The organism is Acinetobacter sp. UC24323 (assembly GCF_024151445.1).
GTDB classification, from domain to species: domain Bacteria; phylum Pseudomonadota; class Gammaproteobacteria; order Pseudomonadales; family Moraxellaceae; genus Acinetobacter; species Acinetobacter baumannii.
On sequence record NZ_JAHIBY010000001.1, the window covers coordinates 99,386 to 123,512 of the forward strand.

The following is a 24,127-nucleotide window of genomic DNA, read 5'->3' on the forward strand; positions in this document are numbered from 1 at the left end:
AAAGGAGCTTATAAAGCTCCTTTTTTATTTGTTTTATATTTTAAAAACTAAAAGTTGTAGAGAACTGAACTGTACGAGGATTACCTAAGAACAGATAGTCATCTCCCATAAATGCCCCTACATCACGCCAATATTTCTTATTAAATAAGTTATCAATATTGAATCTAAAAGTTGTGTCATGCCCAGCAAAATTTGTTTTATAGGCAGCACCAATATTAAAGACACTATATCCGCCTACTTTTGCAGTTCCCTCTTTATTTGCATATTTACTGCTACTGTATTGTATACCACTCAATAATCTTAAACCTTCAACTGACGGTACTTTATAAGATAACTGGGCTGTGGCACGTACTTTCGGCACATTTTGAGTTTGATGACCTTTATAGCTGTCAGTATCAATATCAACAAGACGAGATTTGGTATAGGTAATGCCAGAGCTTACGTCAAGTGTATCGGTTAAGGCACCTGTTAAACCTAATTCAATACCTTGATTATGTTGTTCGCCTTGTTCCACAAACTCTAACTTCCCTTCAGAGTTTGCAGTCGTATATTGATTATCTTGCTTTAAATCAAAAATAGCTGCTGTTAATAAGAAATTGCGTATTTGTTGTTTGACACCAAGTTCATATTGTTCAGAATTTCTAGGTGATAGGACTTGATAAGCATTCGCTTCTGCATACCACGGAGCTTCGCCACCATCCGATAAACCTTTGGCATATGAAGCATAAAGATTAGTCGTAGCAGTTGAGCTATACATGAGCGCTAATTGCGGTAAAAACTTATTTAAATCTGTGTCTCGGCTTTGCTGCCCACCTGAATTATAAGCTTGCTCATCAAGGTGAATCAGTTTTCCGCCGAGTAGAGTTGACCATTGATCATTAAATTGAACTCGGTCAGATACAGTAAGTGCAGTCTGATCACTTTCTAAGGCTTTATAGTAATTTCTTAATTCAATCTGAGCTGGTTCATAATCCTTTGTTTCTTCATAGATATTACCTAAACCGATGGGGTCAAGCTCCATTGAGTTAGAGTTGTAGCGCTTCAATGTTTTATAAGTATGTTGTATTTCAAAAGCGATTTGATGCTGAATGATGCCAGTGCTGAATTGACCATTTAACCCAGCAGAAAACTGGTTGGTAATACGTGTATCATCTGGACTACGGAAATCGTAAATACCGTAATTACCATCTTTATCAAAAGTATTATTTTGGCAAACTCCATCGCTATAACAAGCCCATGGAAAAGCGCTGTAATCATCAATCACAACACGGCTTTGAGACGCACTTAAGCTACCATTCCATTGATCGTTAAATGCATATTGATATTTCAAACTCGCATTTAGACTGTTATTTACAACAGGTTTACTCCAAGACTGGTAACCCAATAAACGGTCTTGATCTACATTTGTTGGTACTTCTTGCCCATCAAGCAGTTGATAACCGGGTACTGAACGTTGACTTTGATGCTGAGCTTCAATATCAAACAATAATTTAGAACGCTCATTAATTTTCCAGTCTAAAGCTACTGAACCAAACTCACGCTTACCATTTGCGTGATCAACATTTGGATGGATGCTTTCATGGGCTAAATTGATTCGATAACCAAAACTATCATTAACAAAGCCGCCAACATCTGTTGCCAGTGTATAGCCACCTTCTGAATTTGCATCGACTGTAATATTTTTAACATCGGCAGGTCTTTTGGTGACATAGTTAACCACGCCACCGGGTGTCGACATTCCACTTTGAATCGCAGAAATACCTTTTAAGATTTCAACTTGCTCTTTATTTTCTAAAGCTACATTTTGCTCACCACGTATGGTATGACCATTAATGAGATAGCTTGAGCCTAAATCGAGTGCGAAACCACGTGCTACAAAGTTTGGATAGTAACCAATAGCGGCATAACCATCGCCTAAGGATGAATCATTTTTAATCACATCGGTCAGTGTTTTTGCGTGTTGATCTGCTATACGTTCAGATGTAATGGTGGTAATAGATGCAGGTACTTTCTTTACATCACCAGTTTGAAAACCAGATAAACTCACTTTTTTTGATGTGTATAGTGCATCACTATTTTGTGTAGCGTTCACAGTAATGGTTGGGAGCTGCGAAACCTCCGCTTCATTTGCATAGACGACAGATGTTATGAGTGCAATAGATGAAGCCAATGCTGTTTTAGAGCATGTCATAAAGTGAAGATTTAACGAACGTCTTTCCATTGAATAACTACCTGCCATACCGTGCATAATTTGAAGTGCTAGAAATAAGTGCTGAGCCGATTTTTAGCCACGCAAGAATACAGCTACATATATTGAGAAACAACATATTCTGTATTTTTTCGATTAAGTGAATTTAGTTCGACTTTTTCAACTTATCATTCTATGAATTTCCTTTATTTTCTTGGGAATTGATACTATAACTTTTTAAGTATTATCAAATATTCAAAATACACTTAAGCTCAAAATGGCACTTAAAAGGAGAAACAGAATAGAAAAATACTGGTATTAAATTAGCTTACTGATTTTAAAAACAATTAATTATGCAGTTAAATAAAAGGAAGTGTTCGATCATTGGTAAAAAATTCTTTAAATCGAACAAAAGGACGTAATCTCACTAGAATCGAATTTTAAAATTAGAAAAAATGAATGGTTAGGAATTCTAAGGACGTGCTCAGGGTCGAGTGATTTTTATAAAGTTCATTCTATTTTCTGTTTAGCCCACCTAAAAAGTTCCTAGTTTTTGTCTACAAAGTGATGGAAGTAATATGACATATACTCAGGAAGAAAAACGTAGCAGGATACGTGGGATTGTAGGCGCAGCCTCTGGTAATTTAGTCGAATGGTTTGATTTTTATATTTATGCAGTATTTGCTGCTTACTTTACTCAAGCTTTAACCGCGCCAGATATGGATAGCACAACCAAGTCTATTTATGTTTGGGGGGTGTTTGCCGCAAGCTTCTTTATGCGTCCGATTGGAAGCTGGCTATTTGGTCGTATTGCAGATCGACATGGCCGAAAGAAGTCGATGATCATATCAATCTGTTTGATGGCTTTAAGCTCCTTTTTATTTGCAGCTTTGCCTACTTATGATCAAGTCGGTTTATTTGCCCCTTTTCTGTTACTCCTTGTTCGTTTACTTCAAGGCTTATCAGTGGGTGGTGAATATGGCGCCGTTGCCACTTATATGAGTGAATTAGGCTTAAAAGGTCAGCGTGGTTTTTACTCATCTTTCCAATATGTCACCCTCTCTGGTGGTCAATTGCTTGCAAGCTTACTGGGCGTTATTTTGTTGACGTTCTTAAGTGAACAACAATTACATGATGGCGGTTGGCGTATTCCATTTGTTATTGGTGGTATCGCAGCAATCTTATCTTTGCTTGCACGTAGTCGTTTAGAAGAAACACTTTCTCATCAAGACAGCGAACGAAAAGAGTCTGGTAGCTTAAGAGAACTCTTTAAAAAGCACTGGAAAACCTTTTTATTAGTGGTTGGATACACTTCTGCTGGTTCATTAACGTTTTATGTAGAGACCGTTTATTCAAAAACCTATTTAACCAACTTAGGGATGGACGGAAAAACAGTTGGTTATATCATGACCTTCGCCCTATTTGTTTATATGTGTGCTCAACCTGTATTTGGTGCAATTTCGGACCGTATTGGGCGACGCTCTTCAATGTTGGCATTTAGCTTATTGTCCGCCATTTTTATTTATCCCGTCATGGTAATCGGGATGCGTGCCTATATAGATTCTCCGATCATCATTACATTGCTACTCATCTTTATGATGATGTTACTCAGCTTCTATACTTCTATTAGTGGTTTGGTAAAAGCTGAAATGTTCCCACCTCATGTGCGAGCTTTAGGTGTAGGTTTCTCTTATGCAGTAGGTAATGCGCTGTTTGGTGGTTCTGCGCCTTCGGTTGCCTTACAGTTTAAAGCTGCCGGAATTGAAAATACCTTCTTTATATATGTGATTGTCATGCTGGTTATCTGTTTCTTATGTAGCCTTGCGCTTCCTAAAAAACCAGATTATTTAGAACATGATCATTAATTAAATAAGATGCCTTCTGTCCCAAGCAGAAGGCATCTTTTAGCTCTTAGCAAATTCTTTTAAAAAAGCCCACGGAAAAATCCCTTTGTCATGCCCATCACTAAAGCAAATTTGGGCACCATAACCTTGATCAAACATAGCTGTCACATCAACATTTTGATACTCTATTTTAATTTGTTTAATCCGCTTCGCTCGACAAAAGCCACATGGGCAAATTTCCCTTAAACTTTGATGACTCAGACATACGCTTGAGCCATCGGTCCATATAAAGTGAACCTGCTTATTTATAGTGTCGACACGGATATCAGGTCTGGTTTGCATACTTCACCTCACCAATTTGATTTAATCCAATACGAATCGCTTTTCGTACTTCAGGATCTGGATCATTTTGATGTTGTTCCAATAGCTTCTGAGCTTCTGCTGTACCAATTTCACCGAGTGCTAAAGCGACTTCTTTACGCAAGTTACTAATTTCATGCTTAAAGTTATCAGTCAAATGAGCAACTGCCAGATGTGATTTAAGTAGTCCCAAGCTCCGTACTGCTGCAATACGTACTTGCCAATACAAATCTGATACAGCATGAATTAAAGGAGCTTCGAGCTGAACAATACGTAATTTTCCAATCGTAAGAGCAGCTTCCACTCTTAGTTGCCAACTTTCCGAAGTTAAAGAGTGTTGAAGTGCTTGGATGACCTCTGCGGATATACTCTGACTATAAGCCAAACCACCTGTTGCAATACGGCGAACTTCATCATCTACATCTGTTTCGGCAATTTTTGCCAATATCGTAATCGCTTGGTCTTGTTGTAACCAACTTAATGCACTGACTGCCTCACGGCGCACAAGTACATCTTCATGATGTACTAAAGCGGATATCTCTTCAAATAATTGCTGTGGTCGTAAAGGTTTTAAAGCACGCAGAATTGCACTAAGAGCAAAAGTATCCGTATGCTTTAAATACAGTGCCAGTATCTGGGCTGATGCCGCATTTTTGACTTCACTTAAACTCTGGCTGGCAGCTTGTCTCACATTCAGATCAACATCAAATAAGGCTTGCGCCAATACTTGCAAACTGGTTGGGTCTTCCCAGCTTTCTAAGTTTTTTGCCGCTTCTTCACGAACTAAAGCTGAAGAGTCGTGTTGTAGTGCTGCATGCAACCACGGAAGTAAATCCGGATTTTCTTCATCACCAATATTCATTAAAGCGACAAAGCGGATCTTTTCATCTGCATGATTGAGCTGCGCAAGAAATTCCTGATTATATTCATCGATATCATCTAAAGCTTGATAATAAAAACTCATTCGTATTCCTTAATTTGTGATTTCTTTCCAAGCCCTAATGGATTTAAACGGCTTAACTCTTCTTGTTGAGTGGCTTCTTTTAAAGTCTGGATGCAATGTTTTTTAATGGCTGTAAATTCACTACTCGTTACAAGCTCAACATCCCGTGGACGTTCAAACTTAAGTGGAATTTCTTCAATAATTCGCCCTGGTCGATGGCTCATAATCAACACTCGATCGGCTAAAAAAAGTGCCTCATCAATATCGTGGGTAATAAATAAAACCGACGTTTGAATTTCTTGCCAAATTTCGAGTAATAGCATTTGCATTTTTAAACGAGTTTGAGCATCTAACGCACCAAAAGGCTCATCCATTAATAAAATGCGAGGTTGATTAATCAGTACTCTCGCAATTTCAACTCGTTGCTGCATGCCACCAGAAAGTTCAGTTGGAAATTTATGTTCAAAACCTTTAAGTCCGACCAGATCAATCATTTTCTGAGCTTGTTCAATACGCTTTTGCTTGGCGATGCCTTTCATTTTTAAACCAAAGGCAATATTTTCGAGCACGCTTTTCCACGGGAATAAGGTATGTTGCTGAAACACCAAACCTCTATCTGGATGCGGTTCAAATATCGATTCATCATCGACCGTTAAAGACCCAGAACTAATCGGTAAATGCCCTGCCAAAGCACCTAATAATGTTGATTTACCGCAACCCGACGGGCCAAGTAGACATATAAACTCGCCCGGTTGTATTTCGAAATTAACCCGATCTAATGCCTGAAAACGATTTTTAGCTTGCCCTAAATGTAGAGATAGATTTTGAATACGTACATGGCCTTGTGTAATTGACATTTTAAGACTTCCTTAGTTGATACCATGGAGTAAATCGGTTTCCAATCACACGCACCAATGTACTGCTAAACATACCTAACGCTCCTATTAGCACCATGCCAACCACGATATTGCTATAGTTTTGCAAGGTGAAAGACTCCCATGTGAAATATCCAATTCCGTGTTGTCCAGAAATCATTTCCGCAGTCACTAAACAGAACCAACAAGTGCCCATTCCAATAGATAAACCCGTAATAATGTTCGGTAATGCACCCGGAATAATGACTTCATGAATAATGGCAAGATCAGAAGCACCCAGACTTTTCGCTGACGCAACGAGCCTTGGGTCAACTGCACCAACGCCATGTACGGTGTTTAATAAAATTGGAAATAAAGCCCCAATAAAGGTAATAAAAATCATGGAAGCTTCTGAGGATGGAAAAATCAGAATTGCTAAAGGAATCCATGCAACTGCTGGTATTGGACGTAATACTTCTAATGGTGGCATTAGAAAGGCAGCCAGTTTTTGGTAACGTCCTGCCAACAAACCAATACCTACACCAATTAGAGCTGCAAGCACAAAACCAATCACTACACGAAACACACTAGATTCAACATGTTCAAATGCAGCGCTGAGTTGAAAAAAAGCCCATAGCGCATGAATGACATCTAAAGGTGTCGGGACATTGCTAAAGTTCACAATACCTAAATTTATTTTAAACTGAGCTAGGCCTTGCCAAATGACTATCCAAAAAGCTATAGATGTGAAAGCAATGACATAGCTTTTTAAATGCGCCCGATATAATGTCAATTGTTGGAAAAATTTAATCAAAAATGTACTTTGGTTTTTAGGTTTTGTCTGGGCTAAACTACTCATTTGTCACCTCCTGATCATTAGGTAAGACAACACATCAGCTCTGTGTTACAAGCTGAATAGCTTCAAAGTCATATACTTTTCCGCCCTGTTGTTTAGCCCATTTTTCAGCATCATCTTTTAATAAAAAGGCTTGAATTTGTCCTGCTTTGTCTGTGGCATACCATGCCAAATTGGCAAGTAACTTAATGTCGGACTGATGATCTTGGCTATAAACCACACGCACCGTTTTTCCATCGGCTTGTATTTTCTTTAAATCAGAAAAAGCATGCTCAGGCGTTTCATAGCTACGCACTTTTTCTTCACCCTTTACCCAAATTTGAGTCACCCGATCAAATGTTTTGATGGGTTGGTCCGTTAAAGCGTCATTGGCAACCAAAGGTGATTTTGCATAGTCAGCAAGTTGCTGGCTGTAATTAAGTCCAGATGCCTGAAATGCATCCTTAATATATTGGTCATCAATAAATTTATTTACATCAAGCGTACCGTCGTTTTTGCCTAAAACTTTTAAGGTATCTATCGCAATTTGAGTCGCTTTTCGATATTCAGGTTTCCACGTTAAGTCACGAGTTTGCAGACCTAAAGGGCCATGAAATAGATAAACAACTTCGGCAGGAATACCTGTTTTTTCAGCAATAAGTTCACTATATTTTTCTGGTTGTTCCCGAATCAGGCGATTTGCTTCAATAGTTGCTTGTAAATAAGCTTTTATAACTTCTGGATGCTGCTGTGCATAATCCTTGCTGGCAAGTGAACCATGAAATGTTGGTGATTTTGCTTGTGAACCATCATAGATTTTTTTAGCAAAACCTTGGTAAGCAAATAACTCTCCAAATGGTACGAAGTCAGCATGCGCAGCAATCTTATGACTTTTTAACGCAGGCCCTGCCACCTCTGGCGCCTGAGCAATCACTTTAATATCTTTATCAAGTTGCCAGCCTTCAGCTTGAATCGCTCGTAGCAACAGTCCATGAGCAGTTGAGGCAAAAGGTACAGAAATGGTTTGTCCTTTTAGTTCTTTGAGCGATGTTACTTTTGAGTCAATTGGAACAACAATCGCATTGCCGCTACCATTAATACTGCCTGACAAAGGTGCTAAAAATATGCTTTCTTTCCCAGCTTTTTTAAATGCCGCTAAATTATTAACTGCAGGAAAGTCAGCCATTGCTCCCAAATCTAGACGCCCAGCTACCATCTCACTGGTAAGTGGTGCACCAGAGGTAAAGTTTTTCCATTGAATGTCATATTTAACATTCTTGTATTTACCATCTTTAGGCAAATATTTTGGTAATAAATTCAATTCACGAATCAGCAACCCACCTGTTGCACAGTTAATGGTCGTGTCTTGTGTACCAATCGCTACACGAACAGTTTCTGTTTTACTGCCGCACCCCAAAGTGCCAAGTACAATGGCACCAATTAAGCTACTGAGTAATAGTTTTTTATTGATCAATTTATTTTGTCTCATGTTGAGTATTCCAAATTAATTATTTGAGTAGGTATGGGATATTTACTTTGACTGCATCTGTTGGGCAGTCCTTTTCACAAGGCATGCAGTACCAACATTCATCAAACTGCATGAAAGCTTTTTGAGTTGTTGGATCGATTGCCAATAAGTCCATTGGACAAACATCTACACAGACAGTGCATCCTTTATCAGCAATACATTTATCTTCATCGATAATGACGGGTGCGACAGTACGGTGCTGTACTTCTTTAAAAATAAAAGCCATGATTTGAATTCCTGATTTATTTAGTCTGCTAGAGCAACATCTTTTTGAATACGTAAACGGTCATACGACACAGCTTCATCTTGATTAATCGGAACCACATAAGGCTCGATTGGCTTTTTGAAACTGACCATGTTGCCGTGTTCATCTTTTTTCAAATGCGCGTGACAGAACCAATCCGAGTTATTCTTTTGAGGGAAATCTGCTCTATAATGGTACAGTCCCCAGCGGCTTTCTTCTCTAAACAATGAAGCTCTAGCTGCCATTTCCGCACAATCTCGAATAAAAGAAACTTCAGCGACACGCATCAGCTCATGTGGGTTTCTGGCAGAAATTCGCTTAATATCCTGTTTAATTTCTTCAAAACGCTTGAGCCCAATTTCCATTTTTTGGCGAGTTTTAGGCGGTTGCAAATAGTCATTTACAAAACGGCGCAGCTTATATTCCACTTGTTCTGGAGGTAAACCTTCTGAGCAATCTAGTGGCGCAAATATTCGAGCTTTTTCTGCTTCTATTTCGCTTTGGTTTAATTCACTATCTTCAACGGCATTCACGTATTGCGCGGCATTTACACCCGCAAACCAACCATAGGTAAATGCACCAAGCATATAGTTATGAGGTACAGCCGCCATATCGCCAGCACTGTATAATCCCTTAACCGAAGTCTCAGCTTTTTCATTGACCCATACGCCAGAAGCGCTGTGCCCGCTACAGAAACCAATTTCTGAAATATGCATTTCCACCATATCTTGACGGTAATTGGTTCCTCGTCCCTCATGAAAACGTCCACGGCTTGGGCGCTCATTGGTATGCAAGATCTCTTCGATGGTTTGAATCGTTTCTTCGGCCAGATGATCTACTTTTAAATAAACAGGACCATTACCACTTTCCAGTTCTTGGTAAAACTCCCACATCATTTGACCACTCCAGTAGTCACATTCAATGAAACGTTCACCTTTACTATTGGCCGTATAACCTCCTAAAGGTCCGGTCACATAGGCACAAGCCGGACCGTTATAGTCTTTAATCAATGGATTAATCTGGAAGCATTCTAAGTTAGCAAGTTCAGCACCTGCATGGTATGCCATTGCATAGCCATCGCCTGCATTGGTTGGGTTTTCATAAGTACCCATTAAGTAGCCTGAAGCTGGCAAACCTAAACGCCCTGCGGCACCACAACATAAAATGGCAGCTTTCGTTTTAATGACATAAAAGTCACCACTACGACAGTCAAAACCGAGTACACCATTGATTGCACCTTCTTCATTTTTTAAAAGCTTTGTGGTGACAATCCGATTATTAATTTTGACTTGAGCACGCTTTAATTGACGGTATAAAACTTTTTTAACGTCATGACCTTCAGGCATAGGTAAAACATATGCCCCCATGTGATGTACTTTTTTTACTGCAAATTCACCCGTCTCATCTTTTTCGAACTTAATGCCCCATTGATCGAGCTGTTGAATGGTTGTGAAACTATGCTTCGCATATGCATATACAGTGGTTTGGTTAACTACCCCATCGTTGGCAATCGTAATTTCTTTAGTGTACTGCTCAGGTGTTGCGTAGCCCGGAATGACAGCATTATTTAGCCCATCCATTCCCATTGAAATCGCCCCACTACGTTTTACATTCGCTTTTTCAATGAGCAAGACTTTTAAATTCGGGTTTTCTTGCTTGGCTTTAATCGCAGCCATTGGCCCTGCAGTTCCACCACCAATCACCACAATATCGAACTCAAGATATTTATTTTCCATTGAATATTCCTTATTTTTATTTGAGTGATTAACGATGAATACGTAAACGGTACTGGAAGGTATCGCCCGAGAAATAGAGATATTCATAGTCAATCGGTTGACCATTTGCGTCATGAGTCAAACGTTCAACGCGTAATACAGGAGTTCCGATTTCGACTTGCAACAAAGCTGCTAATTCTTCATCCGCTACCGTGGCATCAATGCTTAAATCCGCATGTCCCAAAGGAATATCGCACTCTTGTTCTAATGCCTTGAAAATATCGGTTGTACGTAAATCAATCGCTTTCTCTTTAAGCTTCAAACCAATATGTTCAGGCAAATAAGTCAACTCATACGACACTGGCTGACGGTTGAGTAAACGGACACGTTGAATTTCATACACATTGGCTTTAACAGGTAACTTTAATTTGGGCACAACGTGCATCGGGATCTGCTTAAGCTCGGCGGAGATGACACGGTTTAAAATTTCGTGACCAGCAGATGACATTGCTTCTGCAAAACCTTGCAAACTTGAGATGTTCTGGAACGTTTTTGGCTTGCTTACAAAGGTCCCTTTACCTGGCACCTTAAAAATATAGCCTTCCAACTGTAATTGGTTGAGCGCTTGGCGAACTGTAATTCGACTTACACCAAATTGTTCAGCAAACTCGTTTTCAGATGGAATTTGGCTCAGTACGGCATATTCACCATTTACAATTTTGTTAAGGATGAGTTCCCTTAATTGATCGTAAAGAGGCTTGTGATTTTTGGGATCTTGGGGTAGCTGGCTCACGGCTCACAACCTGTTATAACAACTTGAGCAAATAATGTTTAAAATGTTTCAGCTTTGGAAATAATTTAAAGCGATAACTTTAGTTAAAAAAATAATTTCATTTAATATCAATAAATTAATAAATAGTTATCTATAAAAGTTGAATGGTTATCATAAAAAATACATTTGTGTTTGTTATGCTATAAAACATACTCCGTTATGCCATAAACGTAAAAATTAATATTATTTTTTAGGGGATAATATGCAACAAAAACAATTAAATACCCCTGATGATTCAGTGGAACAAGTCACCTTCTGGCAAGCCTTCTTATTTTGGCTCAAGCTTGGTTTTATTAGCTTTGGGGGGCCAGCTGGACAAATCGCTGTGATGCATCAGGAACTGGTTGAACAAAAGCGCTGGATATCAGAAAAAAGATTTTTACATGCACTGAACTACTGCATGTTGTTACCCGGACCTGAAGCGCAGCAGTTAGCAACCTACATTGGTTGGCTTATGCATAGAACTGCGGGAGGATTAGTTGCAGGTATTCTATTTGTATTGCCCTCTTTATTTATTTTAATTGGACTATCTTGGGTTTATATAAAATTTGGAGATGTGCCTGTTATTGCAGGTATCTTTTACGGGATAAAGCCTGCCGTCACTGCAATTGTCTTTCATGCAACTTACCGCATAGGCAGTCGTTCGCTTAAAAATAAGTTTTTATGGGTCGTCGCAATTGCAGCGTTTTTTGCCATTTTTGTCTTAAAGCTTCCTTTCCCGCTTATCGTTTTATCAGCAGGTATTGCTGGCTATTTAGCGAGTAAAAAGTACCCAGAACTATTTTCCTCCGCGGGTGGGCATAAAGCTAGTCAAAAAGATTATGGTCCGGCATATATTGATGATGATACTCCGACACCAGAGCACGCTAAATTCCATTGGTCACGGTTAGCCAGACTTATTTTTGTGGCAATCGCTTTATGGCTATTGCCAATTTTAGCTTTAGGCGCATATTTTGGATGGCATCATTCCTATACCCAAATGGCTTGGTTTTTCACTAAAGCTGCGCTGCTTACGTTTGGGGGCGCTTACGCGGTTTTACCTTATGTCTATCAAGGGGCTGTCAATCATTTTGGATGGCTTTCACCTACACAAATGATTGATGGATTGGCACTTGGTGAAACTACACCTGGTCCACTAATTATGGTCGTTGCCTTTGTTGGTTTTTTAGGAGGCGTTAATCATTCATTACTTGGCTCTGAGCATTTATTTTTTGCTGGAGCACTCGGTGCAGTCATTGTGACTTGGTTTACCTTTCTATTTTCATTTGTCTTTATTTTTGCGGGTGCACCGATTATTGAATCTACACATAACGAAATTAAATTTACTGCCCCCCTCACTGCAATTACCGCGGCTGTGGTCGGTGTCATTTTAAATTTAGCACTATTTTTTAGTTATCACGTATTATGGCCACAGGGTTTTTCAGGCCATTTTGATATTGTCGCGGCCCTCATTACTGTAGCTGCATTTATTGCTTTATTCCGATTTAGCATTAACGTGCTGTATGTCATTTTTGCTTCGGCACTGGTTGGGCTCGCAGTCACTTTCTTTTAGTTATTTACTGATTGAATTAATTTCTTAAAATCATAATCTCAATAAGGCCGAACAGTTCCTTTACTGTTCGGCTATTTATATTTTTAACCCGCTAACTGGGCAATTTGCGCTGCTGCATTATCTAAGGCAGCTTGACGTGCTTCTGGTCCGAAAGCGATTCCTTCGGCGCGCACAAAAGTGATATCAGTCACCCCAATAAAATTGAAAAACGCTTTGATATAAGTTTCTTGATAGTCTAAAGCTTCGGCTGGTGAACCTTCTGAATACACACCACCACGCGAAGAAGCAATAATGACACGTTTCCCCTCTACTAAACCTTGAGGACCGTTTTCCGTGTAACGGAATGTTTTACCAGCAACAGATAGACGGTCAAGCCACGCTTTTAACTGTGATGGGAAGCTAAAGTTATACATAGGTGCGCCAATTACAACGATATCTGACGATAAGAACTCATCCAAATATTGGGTGTTTCGTGCAACACGTTGTTGCGCTGTTTCATTATTAGGTTCAACACCTTGCCATGCTAAAAATTCAGCATCAGACAAATGAGGAATTGGCTCTACAGCAAAATCGTGATGAATAATTTCTGCATCTGGATAAGCTGTGCTGAGCTGACGAATAACAGATGAGGTGAGTTGGCGGCTAACAGATTGCTCACCTAAAATACTTGTGTCAATTTGAAGTAGTTTCATCGCTTATACCTACAGTATAAAATTGTTACTTGAGCTAATTATGTTACTACTATTATTCTTATGTACAAGAAGGCACATTTAGGGAACCAAGTAATATGACTGTAACCATACCTCATGATATCCAGAGTTCAGATTGCCAAAGAGTCAGTCAAGTGTTGGCTAGAGTTGGAGAGAAATGGAGTATACTCATTGTAATGACACTTGCATCACATCCTCATCGCTTTTCTGAAATAAAGAGACGTATTAATGGAATATCGCAGCGTATGCTTACCTTATGTTTGCGTGGTTTAGAACGAGATGGGTTGGTTAAACGTACGGTTTATCCTGTAGTTCCACCTCATGTTGAATATGAATTAACTCCACTGGGCCATTCACTTACAGAGCCTGTAATTGCTTTAGGCCAATGGGCTCAGCGGCATATTGCGGATATTGATGCGGCAAGAGCTGCATTTGATGCAGCTCAGGAGAAACCAATTACATTAGACACTTAACGTAACTGCGAAGGACTCATGCCATAAAATTGTTTAAAGCGATGACTTAAATGGCTTGCTGAACTAAACCCACATACTAAGGCAATATCTTGCAAAGAAAGCTGAGATGACTGAATTAGCCCCTTGGCCTTGGTTAAGCGTCTTTGCATGACATATTGGTGAGGCGCCATATTCATGGACTGTTTAAACATATGAGCAAAATGGTATTCGCTTAAATTCACAACATTTGCCAAATCAGACAAAGTGAGTGCCTGATCTAGATGATCTTCAATCCATTCCTGAATATATTTGAGTTTATGGGGTGCCAGTCCGCCCTTGATAGTAGGCTGTTGCCATTGAACACTGCTATATTTTCGAATTAAGTGATTCAACAATAAACTTGCCGTTGTACTCATTTGCAAATGATTTGAAGAATCTTGCCAATCGCAATCTAACAAGAAGAATTGATATAACGCCCGAATCCGTTCATCGTCATTAAAGACAACTTCATTTAGTTCAATTTGATTCGGCTCTTTGTCCCATATTTTTTCAGCAACATCACGCAAATGTTGGTCAGTGTAGTACAAGTGGACAAATTTAAGCCCACCACGTATGTCCCAAGTCGACTCCTGATGCTCGGGCAATAGGCAAAAACGTCCTGGTCCACCGCCATTTTTCCAGCCCGCGGGTGTTTTTTGATAGCTTTCATAACCATCTTGAATATAAAGACTTAAAGTGTGGTGATCGCTACAGACACTTACACGATCTTGCTGATTAGACCAAAATGCAAGTTGCATATTTTCATCAAGCACCACAGTTTCGTGAAGCTTGGCTTTAGACTGCTGCAGCTGTTCTAAAGTTTGATAAGCCATGCAAAATTAAAACAAATATGATTGAGCTTAAGTTAACCATATTCAGCAAAGTTCAGCTAGTTTAGATCTATAAAAAACGCAAGATCTTGCATGTACAACACAAGAATATATACGTGAAAAATGAAGCATTCCTAGATACTTAAGCTTGGTAATCGAGGATGAAGTTATGAATATTTTACTCTATGTTGCGGTGGTGTTGATTTGGGGAACAACATGGATTGGAATTGCCGTTCAAAGCCACTATGCAACACCCGTTGTCGCAATTTTATGGCGTTTTGCCATTTCAGCCTTATTACTTTGGGTGGTTTTACTATTTTCAAAAAAATTACAGAGAATTGCTTTAAAAGATCACTTGTTTTGTATGCTGCAAGGCCTTTGCGTTTTTGGTCTAAACTTTATTTGTTTTTATACTGCGGTTAAATATGTAAATAGCGGTTTAGAGTCTGTCATTTTTTCCATGGCTGTTTTCTTTAATGCCATTAATGCGCTTATCTTTTTTAAGCAGAAACCTTCCCCAAACTTTGCACCAGCTGCACTTTTGGGCCTAAGTGGTATTATTTTACTGTTTTGGCATGACCTGATTAATAGTCAGTTTAATGCGCAGCTATTAATGGGTATTGGGCTATGTGCAATAGGCACTTACGGTTTTTCGTTAGGGAACATGATTAGTGTTAGACACCAAAAACGTGGCCTAAATATCTTTTCAACAAACTGTTATGCAATGACTTATGGTGCATTGGTGATGTTAATTCTGGCATTATTTACAGGACAAGATTTAATGCCGCCAATGAATTTCCCATTTTTAAGCTCGGTACTATACTTAGCTGTATTTGGCACGGTTATTGGGTTCTCTGCTTATTTTTCTCTGGTCGGACGAATTGGCGCAGCCAAAGCAGCCTATAGCACGTTGCTCTTTCCTTTAGTTGCTCTAACAGTTTCTACTTTCTTTGAAGGATATGAGTGGACTTTAAATGCTGTATTTGGAATTTTACTCATCTTACTTGGTAACTACTTAATGTTTAGTAAGTTTGAAATTGGAAAGAAGTTATTTAGCAGTCAAAAAAATTGTGAGAAGCAGGCATAACAGCCTGCTTTTTTTATAAATCATAATTAATTTTAGCAGCCCGTTTTAAGCATCAACTCAAAATCTTTTAAAGCCGCGGCTGCTGTGGCTAAGGGCGCAGATGCCCCTCCACTGACAACAAATTCCCCCATTTCTTGCGTTAACACCCGAATACATTTATTAGAACCTTGCAGATGAGCAAACGGATGATTTGCTGGGACTAACCTTAATTCAACACCTGTTTGAATTTGCTGATTTTTAATATTGATAAAACCAACCAGACGAGGAATTATATTTTCTTTTTTCCAATCACGAATATGTTCAGTCGTAACATGGCTGATTCCTTGCCGTGGAATATCCTGAATTTTTACATCAGCTCCTAAAACAGTATTGGCTAGTATCGTAATTTTTGCAGCAGTATCCCACCCATCTACATCGAAAGAACTATTCGGTTCAGCAATACCTCTTGCTTGAGCTTTTTCAAGAGATTCTGTAAATGCACATTCATGTTGCAACATATCATTCAAAACAAAATTCGTGGTGCCTGTAAACACACCTTCTATTTCTAAAATTTGACAGCCAGCCAAGTTATATTCAAACAAATCAACAGTCGGTAAAGCTGCAGCAGTGGCACCGCTAAAAAATAGTTTTTTATTGTGCTGATGTGCCAAGTTAATTAGTTTTTTACCTTCTACGACTAAAGCACCTTTAGATACTGCTATCGCATTCATACTATGTGTTAAAGCATAATTTAAATAAAATAGGCCTTTCCCACCGGTAACATAATCACTTGGTCCAGTTTCAATAATGACATCTGCTTGAACCTGTTCTAAAAACTTTTGCTCTGTTAGGCCTGCTTGATATTGTGTTTTATCTAGCCACTTTGAAGCTTGTAAACCTTCTTGATCAATTAAGCCTGATGATGAGTTACAGACACCCACTAAACGGGCATCAATTTGATATTTTTGTTTATAGTATGTCGATCGATTTAAAAGAAGCTCTGCAATTTGTTGCCCAATCCGTCCAAAACCACAAATTGCTACGTTAACTCGCTTCATATCGCTTTCTCAAAAATTTAAATGGTTTAAATCAATTTTCCAAAGATAATTTTAATATCTCATCTTGGAAAAATTGCTATTTATAGAGAAGGTTAAAATACTATATCGCTCAGATATTTGTTAGATTAACAATCTTAATAACCATATAAATTGCGACAGCAAAAACCATTAAAGCAAAGACCTTTTGTACAATTGCAGACGGAATAAACCGAATAGCTCGGCGTCCTAATAACATACCGAATGCACATGCGAGCGCGAACGCACTAGTAATGGCGACTGGATAGTGAAAGCCCTCTGCAATATGCATCACAATACTCATGCCACTAATCAGGAAAATAATCATAAGTGAGGTTGCAACGATGCTATGCATATCCAAATTTGTGACTTTTCTAAGCGCGGGTACAATTACAAAGCCGCCTCCAACCCCTAACATCCCCGTTAAAAGCCCAGCAATAATCCCGATGCTTGCAAGCACACCACCAGTTTTAAAATTCCAGATAAAGCGTCCCGTACTTGGGTTGACCTGACACGGCGGGTTATGAAAATCTGAAACTCGGTTACTGATAAGTCGATAGCCCACTGTAAACATGACCAAGCTAAACATTAACATGAGCCAAATAGGTGAAATCGTGTTAGCTATTAAAATGCCGATATGTGCCATAGGAGCACCAATTAAGGCAATCCAGATTGCAGCACGATAACGAACTATCTTTTTAAATAAGCCTTCAATAGTTCCAATGAGTGTAGATAGCGCAACTGCCAATAACCCAATTGGCGCAGCTTGTGCCACGCTCCAGCCTTGACTGGTCATAAGCGCGGGTACAGCAAGAATGCCACCACCCGCACCAGTAAGACCAAGTAAAAAGCCAATCACAATGCCTTCAACGACAAGTAATAACATATTAAAAGCCTAAAATTGCATATACATCGTTTGCAGTAGACTGCTGGTTAATGAGTGAGTAGATATTGTCTTCTTGCGAAGCTTTAACCGCTTCTCAGGACAAAGCGTTGCTTTGTTTATCCTCTTCCACTCGAGCACAGCTCTCGTCTTCTTGCGAAGCTTTAGTCGCTTCTCAGGACAAAGCATTGCTTTGTTTATCCTCTTCCGCTCAAGCACAGCTCTCGTCTTGCGCTCGGGTAAAGCGTTGCTTTACTTATCCTCGCTCAGGTTTGACCATCCACTCACGGCCTTTAAGCATGCCTTGCCAGTAAATTGGCGGTAAAATTTGCTCTTTAAGTAGCCATGCCAAACGAGATGGTTTTTGTCCATCAATCACCCATTTTGGAAAACTTGGAAGTAATTTGCCGCCGTAGCCAAACTCAGCCAGAACGATTTTTCCACGCTCTACTGTGAGTGGACATGAGCCATAACCGTTGTATTCACAAAAGTTTTGCTCACCTTTGAGCTGGGCTATAACATTAACCGCAACGATCGGAGCTTGTGCCCGTGCCGCAGCAGCAGTTTTGGCATTAGGTGCATTCATCACATCACCTAAAGCAAAAATATTGGCGTGCTGTGTGTGTTGTAGGGTTTGAGGATTCACACTCACCCAGCCGGCTTCATCAGTAAGAGTACTTGCACGAATAAAATCAGGCGCTTGTTGCGGTGGAACAACATGCAACATATCGAAATCTGTTTCGACCAATGCTGCATTTTCATCATTCACCACTTTGAACCATGCTTTCTTTGCAGACCCGTCTACTTTGACAAGTTGATGGTTAAAATGCAGTTCAGTGCCATATTTTTCGACATATTGCATTAGTGCAGGTACATATTCCTTCACACCAAATAAAACAGCACCAGTGTTATAAAAATGGATAGAGATATCTTTAAGTTTGCCTTGCTTTAACCAGTAGTCGGCTGAAAGGTACATCGCTTTTTGAGGAGCACCGGCACATTTAATCGGCATAGGCGGTTGGGTAAAGATTGCTTTTCCACCCTTTAGCTGTTGCACCAGTTCCCATGTATACGGCGCTAAATCATAACGATAGTTAGACGTCACCCCATTTTTCCCTAAGGTTTCGACTAAGCCTTCAATGCCATGCCAATTCAGTTTTAAACCGGGACACACGACCAAAGCTTTATATTGAATGGGTTGGCATCCTTCCAAAATAACCTGATTATGCTCAGGGTCGAATCCGGCAACCGCAGCTTTCATCCATTTCACTTTTGAAGGAATCACACTTACCATTGAGCGTGCGGTTACTTGTGGTTTGAAAATACCGCCGCCAACCATGGTCCAGCCCGGTTGATAATAATGTGTATCTGCGGGATCAATAATGACAATATCTAAATGAGGTTCACGACATAAAAGACTAGACGCTACAGAAATTCCTGCTGCCCCAGCGCCCACAATCACAACGCTATAACAAGGAATTGTCGCTGGTGCATGATCACGTTTTAAAATACGTGGCACCAAGCCTTTTAAGTTAAACCCAAGCTTATTACCCGACTCAACTAACAGTGCTGCATCTTGTGGAGCAACTTCAGCCAAAGCCCACAAACTGATTGCACGCATACCAGAGCGACAATATGCTAAAACGGGCTTCTGAGCATTCTGATAAAGCTGCTTAAACTCGGTAACTTGTTGATCAGTAATTTTGCCACTGGTCACAGGCTGATAAATTACCTTTAGACCATATTGTTGAGCTGCTTCTTCAATTTCAATCACATTAGGTTGATCTGCACCTTCTCCATCTGGACGGTTACATATCAGAGTTTTTATTCCTTGGTCTGCAATTTTCGCAATATCGTTGGCAGTAATCTGGCCAGCAATATAAAAATCTTGATTAACTCGTTTAAGTTCCATATTGCCACCTTATAATTGTGAAATTGAGCCGCAAGCCTGATTAGCAGGAAGTGCTTTATCGATTTGTTTTGGATATGGCAGATTTAAGTTATTCATTAATTTAATAAAATCTTCACGCGAGCGATTCTGACCTAGACGTGAATTATTTAAGCGTTCATAACCAATTGTTGAAGACAGACGACCTTTATAATCGTGTCCCGGATACACAATAGTCTCGTCAGGCAGGCTAAAAAGTTGTTTATGAATACTGTCATAAAGTGTACCTGCATTACCTTGCTGGAAGTCAGTTCGACCGCACCCATCAATTAATAATGCATCACCAGTGAAAACCATATTACCTACCAAATAACTGGTACAAGCATTGGTATGACCTGGTGTGTAACGCGCTTCAATACTGAGGTTGCCAACTTTAAGCATGCAACCATCAGTAATTAAAATATCTCCGCAACTTACTTCTGAGTTTCGGTGTAAAACCGATTTGCAATGGAAACGTTCACGAAGTAAATTTGCAGCGGTAATATGGTCTGCATGAACATGAGTATCTAAGGTATAGATGAGCGTAAATTGATGCTGCTCTAATTCTTTTGTATAAATCTCTATATCTGATGCGACTGGGTCAATTAAAACAGCCTCTCGTGTTTCTTCACACCCAAGCATATATGTATAAGTCGAACTTTCCTGCTCAAAAAACTGCTTAAAGAACATGATTTATACCCTAATAATTTATTTCTTTCCTATATTTTGCAAATAAAATGCCAATTATTTAAAATTAAATAATAAATATAAAAATCAAAAACTTAAAATAATAAGTAAAACTAAACTTAGAAAATGAACTCAGCTTGATGTTCCTATGAAACTCAAGTATGTTTCAATGAAACGATTGTGAAACATATAAAATGGCAAAGCTAAATTTTGAGTCAGAACAGAATTTTTATATTTTATTTGAGCAGCTTAAGGCTCTCTTCCCAAATGCGAGCCTGTTTTTAGCAGACACAACGACTCAAGCAATTCACTATAAATTTAATACAGATGACATTTCTGTAGAGAGCATGGCAGCGCTTACTCAAGACCATCACAATCAATATCTTGAGATCAATACTCCTAAAATGAGAAAGCGATTTATCTATCAAGAACATGATATTTACCTCACAGAGCATCGAATTATCGGGAAATTGCATATTCTACAGCCCGTTAGCATAGAGAATGATATCGCTGATCAAGTAGAGCTAACAGAACAATTACAAGAGTTAAGCAAGATCTTTAATAGCTGTTCACCAGAAATGACTCGTATGTTTTCAATTATTCAAAGAGTGGCAATTACTGAGTTTCCAGTGCTCGTACGCGGTGAATCTGGTAGCGGTAAAGAGCTAGTGGCAAAAGCAATTCATGATTATAGCCAGCGTAAAAATAAGATCTTTGTTGCCATTAACTGTGCAGCTTTAAATTCTAATATTTTAGAAAGTGAACTCTTTGGGCATGTGAAAGGTGCTTTTACGGGAGCAATTCGTGACCATAAAGGTGTGTTTGAACGTGCCGCTGGTGGAACGCTGTTTCTGGATGAAATTGCCGAGATTCCTTTAGAGCTTCAAGCTAAATTATTACGGGTGTTAGAAACAGGTGAATTTACTCCTGTAGGCGGTGAAAAACCAATTCAGGCCAATGTCCGCATTATTACAGCAACACATAAAGCTTTACGCGAAGAAGCTAAGGCTGGGCGTTTCCGTCATGATCTACTCTACCGTCTACGCGTAATTCCAATTTTCATACCACCACTCAGAGAGAGAAAAGTCGATATTCCTCTCATTGTCGATCAGATTTTAAAAGAAAGCTCCACTCAACTCGACACAATGCCTCGTCACGTCAATCAAAAAGCCATGCAAGTTTTATTGAACTATGACTGGCCGGGAAATGTTCGTGAGCTTAAAAACACCCTGCTTTATGCGTTAACCATGGCAAATGGTAAGGACGAAATTGAAGTTGAAGACTTACCAAATGAGCTCTTAAATGCGGAGGATTACGTTAAATTACCTGAGACAAATACAGAGCTTAGTCCAGAAAATGTGCAAGCCGCTTTAGAAAAATATAACCATAACCTGAATATGGTCGCGAATATTTTTGGAATTAGCCGCACTACTCTTTGGCGATACAGACAAAAGCATAAGCTTTAGCTAGGTATTTAGCTCATCTAAGGCGTATCATATTGCACTTGGTTAGGTTCTAGTTCAAAGGCTTTATATGATTGTCCGTGATAAAAGCAATGTATTTAAATTATTATTTGCTTGGAAAGGAACAATTTTACCGAAGGTCTTGCCAGCACTGAGTTTTGTTGTCTTTATTTCAGCATGTGTGGTCTGGCTCTCTTATTATCATTGGATTCAAATTCCTACCGTACCCGCGATCGGATTTACCATCTTTGGTGTGATTCTGTCCATTTGTACAGGCTTTAGAAATAACGCATGTTATGACCGTTGGTGGGAAGGCCGCAAGCTCTGGGGTGCTTTAATTGCCAATGCCAGACATATTGTTAGAGATAGCCATGTTTTATCTAATGAACAACGTGAACATTTAATTCATCAGGTCTTAATTTTTAGTAACTTGTTGCGTGATCGACTACGTCAACAAACAGTCGAACCCACCAAATTTCTTGAGCATGCCTATTTAAATAACTCTTCACTTAATTATTTAAATGAGCATATTAATGCACCTCAATTTGTACTCGAAAATATTCAAAAAGATTTAGTCAAAGCTCTAAAAGACGGCGAAATTAGTGACATTATCTATGGCACTCTGACACGCCATATTGTTGAGCTAGGTAATATTCAAGCGGGTTGTGACCGTATTGCTGGGACACCTTTACCCTACTCATATTCAGTACTTTTGCACCGCGCCGTTTACTGTTTCTGTTTCATTCTACCATTTAGCCTTGAAGCAGCTTTAGGTATTTGGACACCGCTTATTGTCGGCTTAATCGCTTATATGTTTTTAGGTTTAGATGCCTTAAGCGCTCAAATTGAAGAACCTTTTGGTTTGCAAGAAAATGATTTACCGCTCGATTCTATTGTGCGTTTGATTGAACGTGAGTCTCTAAGTTCTTTAGGACAGCCATTACCCCCTATTATTGAAGCTCAAAACAACAACTTACTTTAATAAAAAAGAGCGAATCATCGCTCTTTTTTAAGGCTTGAGTGTCTATTTAGGGATGTACGATAATCTTAACGGCTGATTCATTGTTATGAATTAAGGTTTCAAAACCTTGTGAAATCAAATCATCAAGTTGAATGCGCTGCGTAATAAAAGGTTCCAGATTTATTTTACCTTCTTCGACCAGTTTAATAGTTTCTTGATGGTCATTTACATAGGCAATTGTGCCTCGTACATCAAGCTCTTTCATCACCACACTATGCACATTAATTGATGCTGGATGGCTCCAAATCGAAACAATAACTATAACGCCTGTTGGTTTCACTGCCGCAACCAAAGTATCTAATACCTTGTTAACGCTACTACATTCAAACGCAACATCAACACCATCGCCATTGGTAATTTTCATAACCTCAGAAACAACATCAACTTCTGACGGGTCTAAAATATAATCTGCAACACCCGACTCTTTGGCTTTTTCTTTACGTTTGGCACTTAGTTCGGTAATGATGACCTTAAGCCCTTTCGCTTTTAAAATTGCCGAAAGCAACAAACCAATTGGCCCCGCACCGCCAACCAGTGCAATATCACCGGCCTTTGCACCACTACGTACGAAAGCATGATGACCCACCGATAACGGTTCAATTAAGGCTGCCTGATCCAGTGGAATTTTATTAGAAATTGGATGCACCCAACGGCGTTTAACCGCAATTTTTTCCGATAAACCACCACCACGACCACCTAAACCAATAAAGTTCATATTTTTGGAAAGATGATAATTATCGCCCGGTCCAGTCGGTACATCATCCGCCACAATATAAGGCTCTACGACTACATGCTGGCCAATTTCAATGTCATCCACACCTTTACCTACGGCATAGACTACACCTGAAAATTCATGTCCCATGGTAATCGGTGCAGATTCACCTGAAATAGGATGCGGATGTCCACAAGGTGGAATAAAAATTGGTCCTTCCATAAATTCGTGCAAATCTGTACCACAAATTCCACACCAAGCCACCTTGATACCTACAGTGCCAGGAGTGACTTCTGGTTCAGGGATATCTTCAATACGAATATCGCCTCTGTCATAAAAACGCGCTGCTTTCATTATTATCTCCCTCAA

Annotated in this window: 22 protein-coding genes; 6 read left to right on the top strand and 16 right to left on the bottom strand. The window is 39.4% G+C overall.

What is annotated here, in order from left to right; translation table 11 throughout:
* Window positions 1-40: 40 nt before the first annotated feature.
* On the bottom strand, window positions 41-2,248 hold the full coding sequence (locus tag KNQ97_RS00455; RefSeq protein WP_253611651.1) for a TonB-dependent siderophore receptor: 2,208 nt from the start codon (window positions 2,246-2,248) through the stop codon (window positions 41-43).
* A 518-nt stretch (window positions 2,249-2,766) separates the two neighbouring features.
* Between KNQ97_RS00455 and KNQ97_RS00460 the strand changes: the two genes are divergently transcribed.
* On the top strand, window positions 2,767-4,053 hold the full coding sequence (locus KNQ97_RS00460) for an MFS transporter (protein ID WP_000222733.1): 1,287 nt from the start codon (window positions 2,767-2,769) through the stop codon (window positions 4,051-4,053).
* 39 nt (window positions 4,054-4,092) lie between these two features.
* On the opposite strand, the gene KNQ97_RS00465 is transcribed toward KNQ97_RS00460, so the two are convergent.
* From KNQ97_RS00465 to KNQ97_RS00500, 8 genes are read right to left on the bottom strand one after another with little or no spacing between them, the layout of a single operon-like run.
* Window positions 4,093-4,374, bottom strand: coding sequence for a gamma-butyrobetaine hydroxylase-like domain-containing protein (locus KNQ97_RS00465; RefSeq protein ID WP_002068401.1), 282 nt, complete (start codon window positions 4,372-4,374; stop codon window positions 4,093-4,095).
* On the bottom strand, window positions 4,358-5,356 hold the full coding sequence (locus KNQ97_RS00470) for a HEAT repeat domain-containing protein (RefSeq protein ID WP_253611652.1): 999 nt from the start codon (window positions 5,354-5,356) through the stop codon (window positions 4,358-4,360). The genes KNQ97_RS00465 and KNQ97_RS00470 overlap by 17 nt, the downstream gene beginning before the upstream one ends.
* On the bottom strand, window positions 5,353-6,192 hold the full coding sequence (locus KNQ97_RS00475; protein WP_253611653.1) for an ABC transporter ATP-binding protein: 840 nt from the start codon (window positions 6,190-6,192) through the stop codon (window positions 5,353-5,355). Before KNQ97_RS00475 ends, KNQ97_RS00470 begins: the two co-directional genes overlap by 4 nt.
* Before the next feature lies 1 nt (window position 6,193).
* A complete protein-coding gene (locus KNQ97_RS00480; RefSeq protein ID WP_253611654.1) occupies window positions 6,194-7,048 on the bottom strand; it encodes an ABC transporter permease in 855 nt (284 codons plus the stop codon).
* A 34-nt stretch (window positions 7,049-7,082) separates the two neighbouring features.
* Window positions 7,083-8,513: an ABC transporter substrate-binding protein gene (locus KNQ97_RS00485; RefSeq protein WP_253611655.1), complete on the bottom strand. Its 1,431-nt coding sequence runs from the start codon at window positions 8,511-8,513 to the stop codon at window positions 7,083-7,085.
* A gap of 19 nt (window positions 8,514-8,532) precedes the next feature.
* Complete coding sequence (locus KNQ97_RS00490; RefSeq protein WP_000864073.1) at window positions 8,533-8,778, bottom strand: ferredoxin family protein; 246 nt, start codon at window positions 8,776-8,778, stop codon at window positions 8,533-8,535.
* A gap of 20 nt (window positions 8,779-8,798) precedes the next feature.
* Window positions 8,799-10,532: a fumarate reductase/succinate dehydrogenase flavoprotein subunit gene (locus tag KNQ97_RS00495; protein WP_253611656.1), complete on the bottom strand. Its 1,734-nt coding sequence runs from the start codon at window positions 10,530-10,532 to the stop codon at window positions 8,799-8,801.
* A gap of 28 nt (window positions 10,533-10,560) precedes the next feature.
* The gene (locus KNQ97_RS00500) at window positions 10,561-11,304 is read right to left on the bottom strand and encodes a GntR family transcriptional regulator (protein WP_000080816.1); all 744 of its coding nucleotides are present in this window, start codon (window positions 11,302-11,304) and stop codon (window positions 10,561-10,563) included.
* A gap of 241 nt (window positions 11,305-11,545) precedes the next feature.
* On the opposite strand from KNQ97_RS00500, the gene chrA reads away from it, so the two are divergent.
* Complete coding sequence (gene chrA, locus KNQ97_RS00505; protein ID WP_031965346.1) at window positions 11,546-12,895, top strand: chromate efflux transporter; 1,350 nt, start codon at window positions 11,546-11,548, stop codon at window positions 12,893-12,895.
* A gap of 83 nt (window positions 12,896-12,978) precedes the next feature.
* Here chrA and KNQ97_RS00510 read toward each other — a convergent pair whose 3' ends face one another.
* Entirely contained in the window at window positions 12,979-13,587 is a 609-nt protein-coding gene (locus tag KNQ97_RS00510; protein WP_016685828.1) for an FMN-dependent NADH-azoreductase, read from the bottom strand.
* Between the two features lie 95 nt (window positions 13,588-13,682).
* On the opposite strand from KNQ97_RS00510, the gene KNQ97_RS00515 reads away from it, so the two are divergent.
* Window positions 13,683-14,078, top strand: a complete 396-nt coding sequence (locus tag KNQ97_RS00515) for a helix-turn-helix domain-containing protein (RefSeq protein WP_079281616.1) — start codon at window positions 13,683-13,685, stop codon at window positions 14,076-14,078.
* Here the strand turns inward: KNQ97_RS00515 and KNQ97_RS00520 are convergent.
* Window positions 14,075-14,929 (bottom strand): helix-turn-helix domain-containing protein, encoded by an 855-nt coding sequence (locus KNQ97_RS00520; RefSeq protein ID WP_000331400.1) that lies wholly within the window; start codon window positions 14,927-14,929, stop codon window positions 14,075-14,077. The genes KNQ97_RS00515 and KNQ97_RS00520 overlap by 4 nt on opposite strands.
* A gap of 166 nt (window positions 14,930-15,095) precedes the next feature.
* Between KNQ97_RS00520 and KNQ97_RS00525 the strand changes: the two genes are divergently transcribed.
* Window positions 15,096-16,013, top strand: a complete 918-nt coding sequence (locus KNQ97_RS00525) for a DMT family transporter (RefSeq protein ID WP_071225910.1) — start codon at window positions 15,096-15,098, stop codon at window positions 16,011-16,013.
* Window positions 16,014-16,045: 32 nt separating this feature from the next.
* Here KNQ97_RS00525 and KNQ97_RS00530 read toward each other — a convergent pair whose 3' ends face one another.
* The 4 genes from KNQ97_RS00530 to KNQ97_RS00550 all read right to left on the bottom strand — a co-directional run bounded on the left by KNQ97_RS00530 (window position 16,046) and on the right by KNQ97_RS00550 (window position 20,565).
* A complete protein-coding gene (locus KNQ97_RS00530; protein WP_057065609.1) occupies window positions 16,046-17,050 on the bottom strand; it encodes a homoserine dehydrogenase in 1,005 nt (334 codons plus the stop codon).
* Between the two features lie 109 nt (window positions 17,051-17,159).
* On the bottom strand, window positions 17,160-17,951 hold the full coding sequence (locus tag KNQ97_RS00535) for a sulfite exporter TauE/SafE family protein (protein WP_000925653.1): 792 nt from the start codon (window positions 17,949-17,951) through the stop codon (window positions 17,160-17,162).
* 253 nt (window positions 17,952-18,204) lie between these two features.
* The gene (locus tag KNQ97_RS00540) at window positions 18,205-19,860 is read right to left on the bottom strand and encodes a TIGR01244 family sulfur transferase (RefSeq protein ID WP_367398812.1); all 1,656 of its coding nucleotides are present in this window, start codon (window positions 19,858-19,860) and stop codon (window positions 18,205-18,207) included.
* A gap of 9 nt (window positions 19,861-19,869) precedes the next feature.
* Window positions 19,870-20,565 (bottom strand): MBL fold metallo-hydrolase, encoded by a 696-nt coding sequence (locus KNQ97_RS00550; RefSeq protein WP_253611657.1) that lies wholly within the window; start codon window positions 20,563-20,565, stop codon window positions 19,870-19,872.
* A 191-nt stretch (window positions 20,566-20,756) separates the two neighbouring features.
* On the opposite strand from KNQ97_RS00550, the gene KNQ97_RS00555 reads away from it, so the two are divergent.
* Together KNQ97_RS00555 and KNQ97_RS00560 are read left to right on the top strand one after the other, a co-directional pair.
* Entirely contained in the window at window positions 20,757-22,028 is a 1,272-nt protein-coding gene (locus tag KNQ97_RS00555) for a sigma-54-dependent Fis family transcriptional regulator (protein WP_253611658.1), read from the top strand.
* A 67-nt stretch (window positions 22,029-22,095) separates the two neighbouring features.
* A complete protein-coding gene (locus tag KNQ97_RS00560) occupies window positions 22,096-23,007 on the top strand; it encodes a bestrophin family protein (protein WP_000636996.1) in 912 nt (303 codons plus the stop codon).
* A 46-nt stretch (window positions 23,008-23,053) separates the two neighbouring features.
* Here the strand turns inward: KNQ97_RS00560 and KNQ97_RS00565 are convergent, their stop codons facing one another.
* On the bottom strand, window positions 23,054-24,112 hold the full coding sequence (locus tag KNQ97_RS00565; RefSeq protein WP_005110937.1) for a 2,3-butanediol dehydrogenase: 1,059 nt from the start codon (window positions 24,110-24,112) through the stop codon (window positions 23,054-23,056).
* Between the last annotated feature and the right edge of the window lie 15 nt (window positions 24,113-24,127).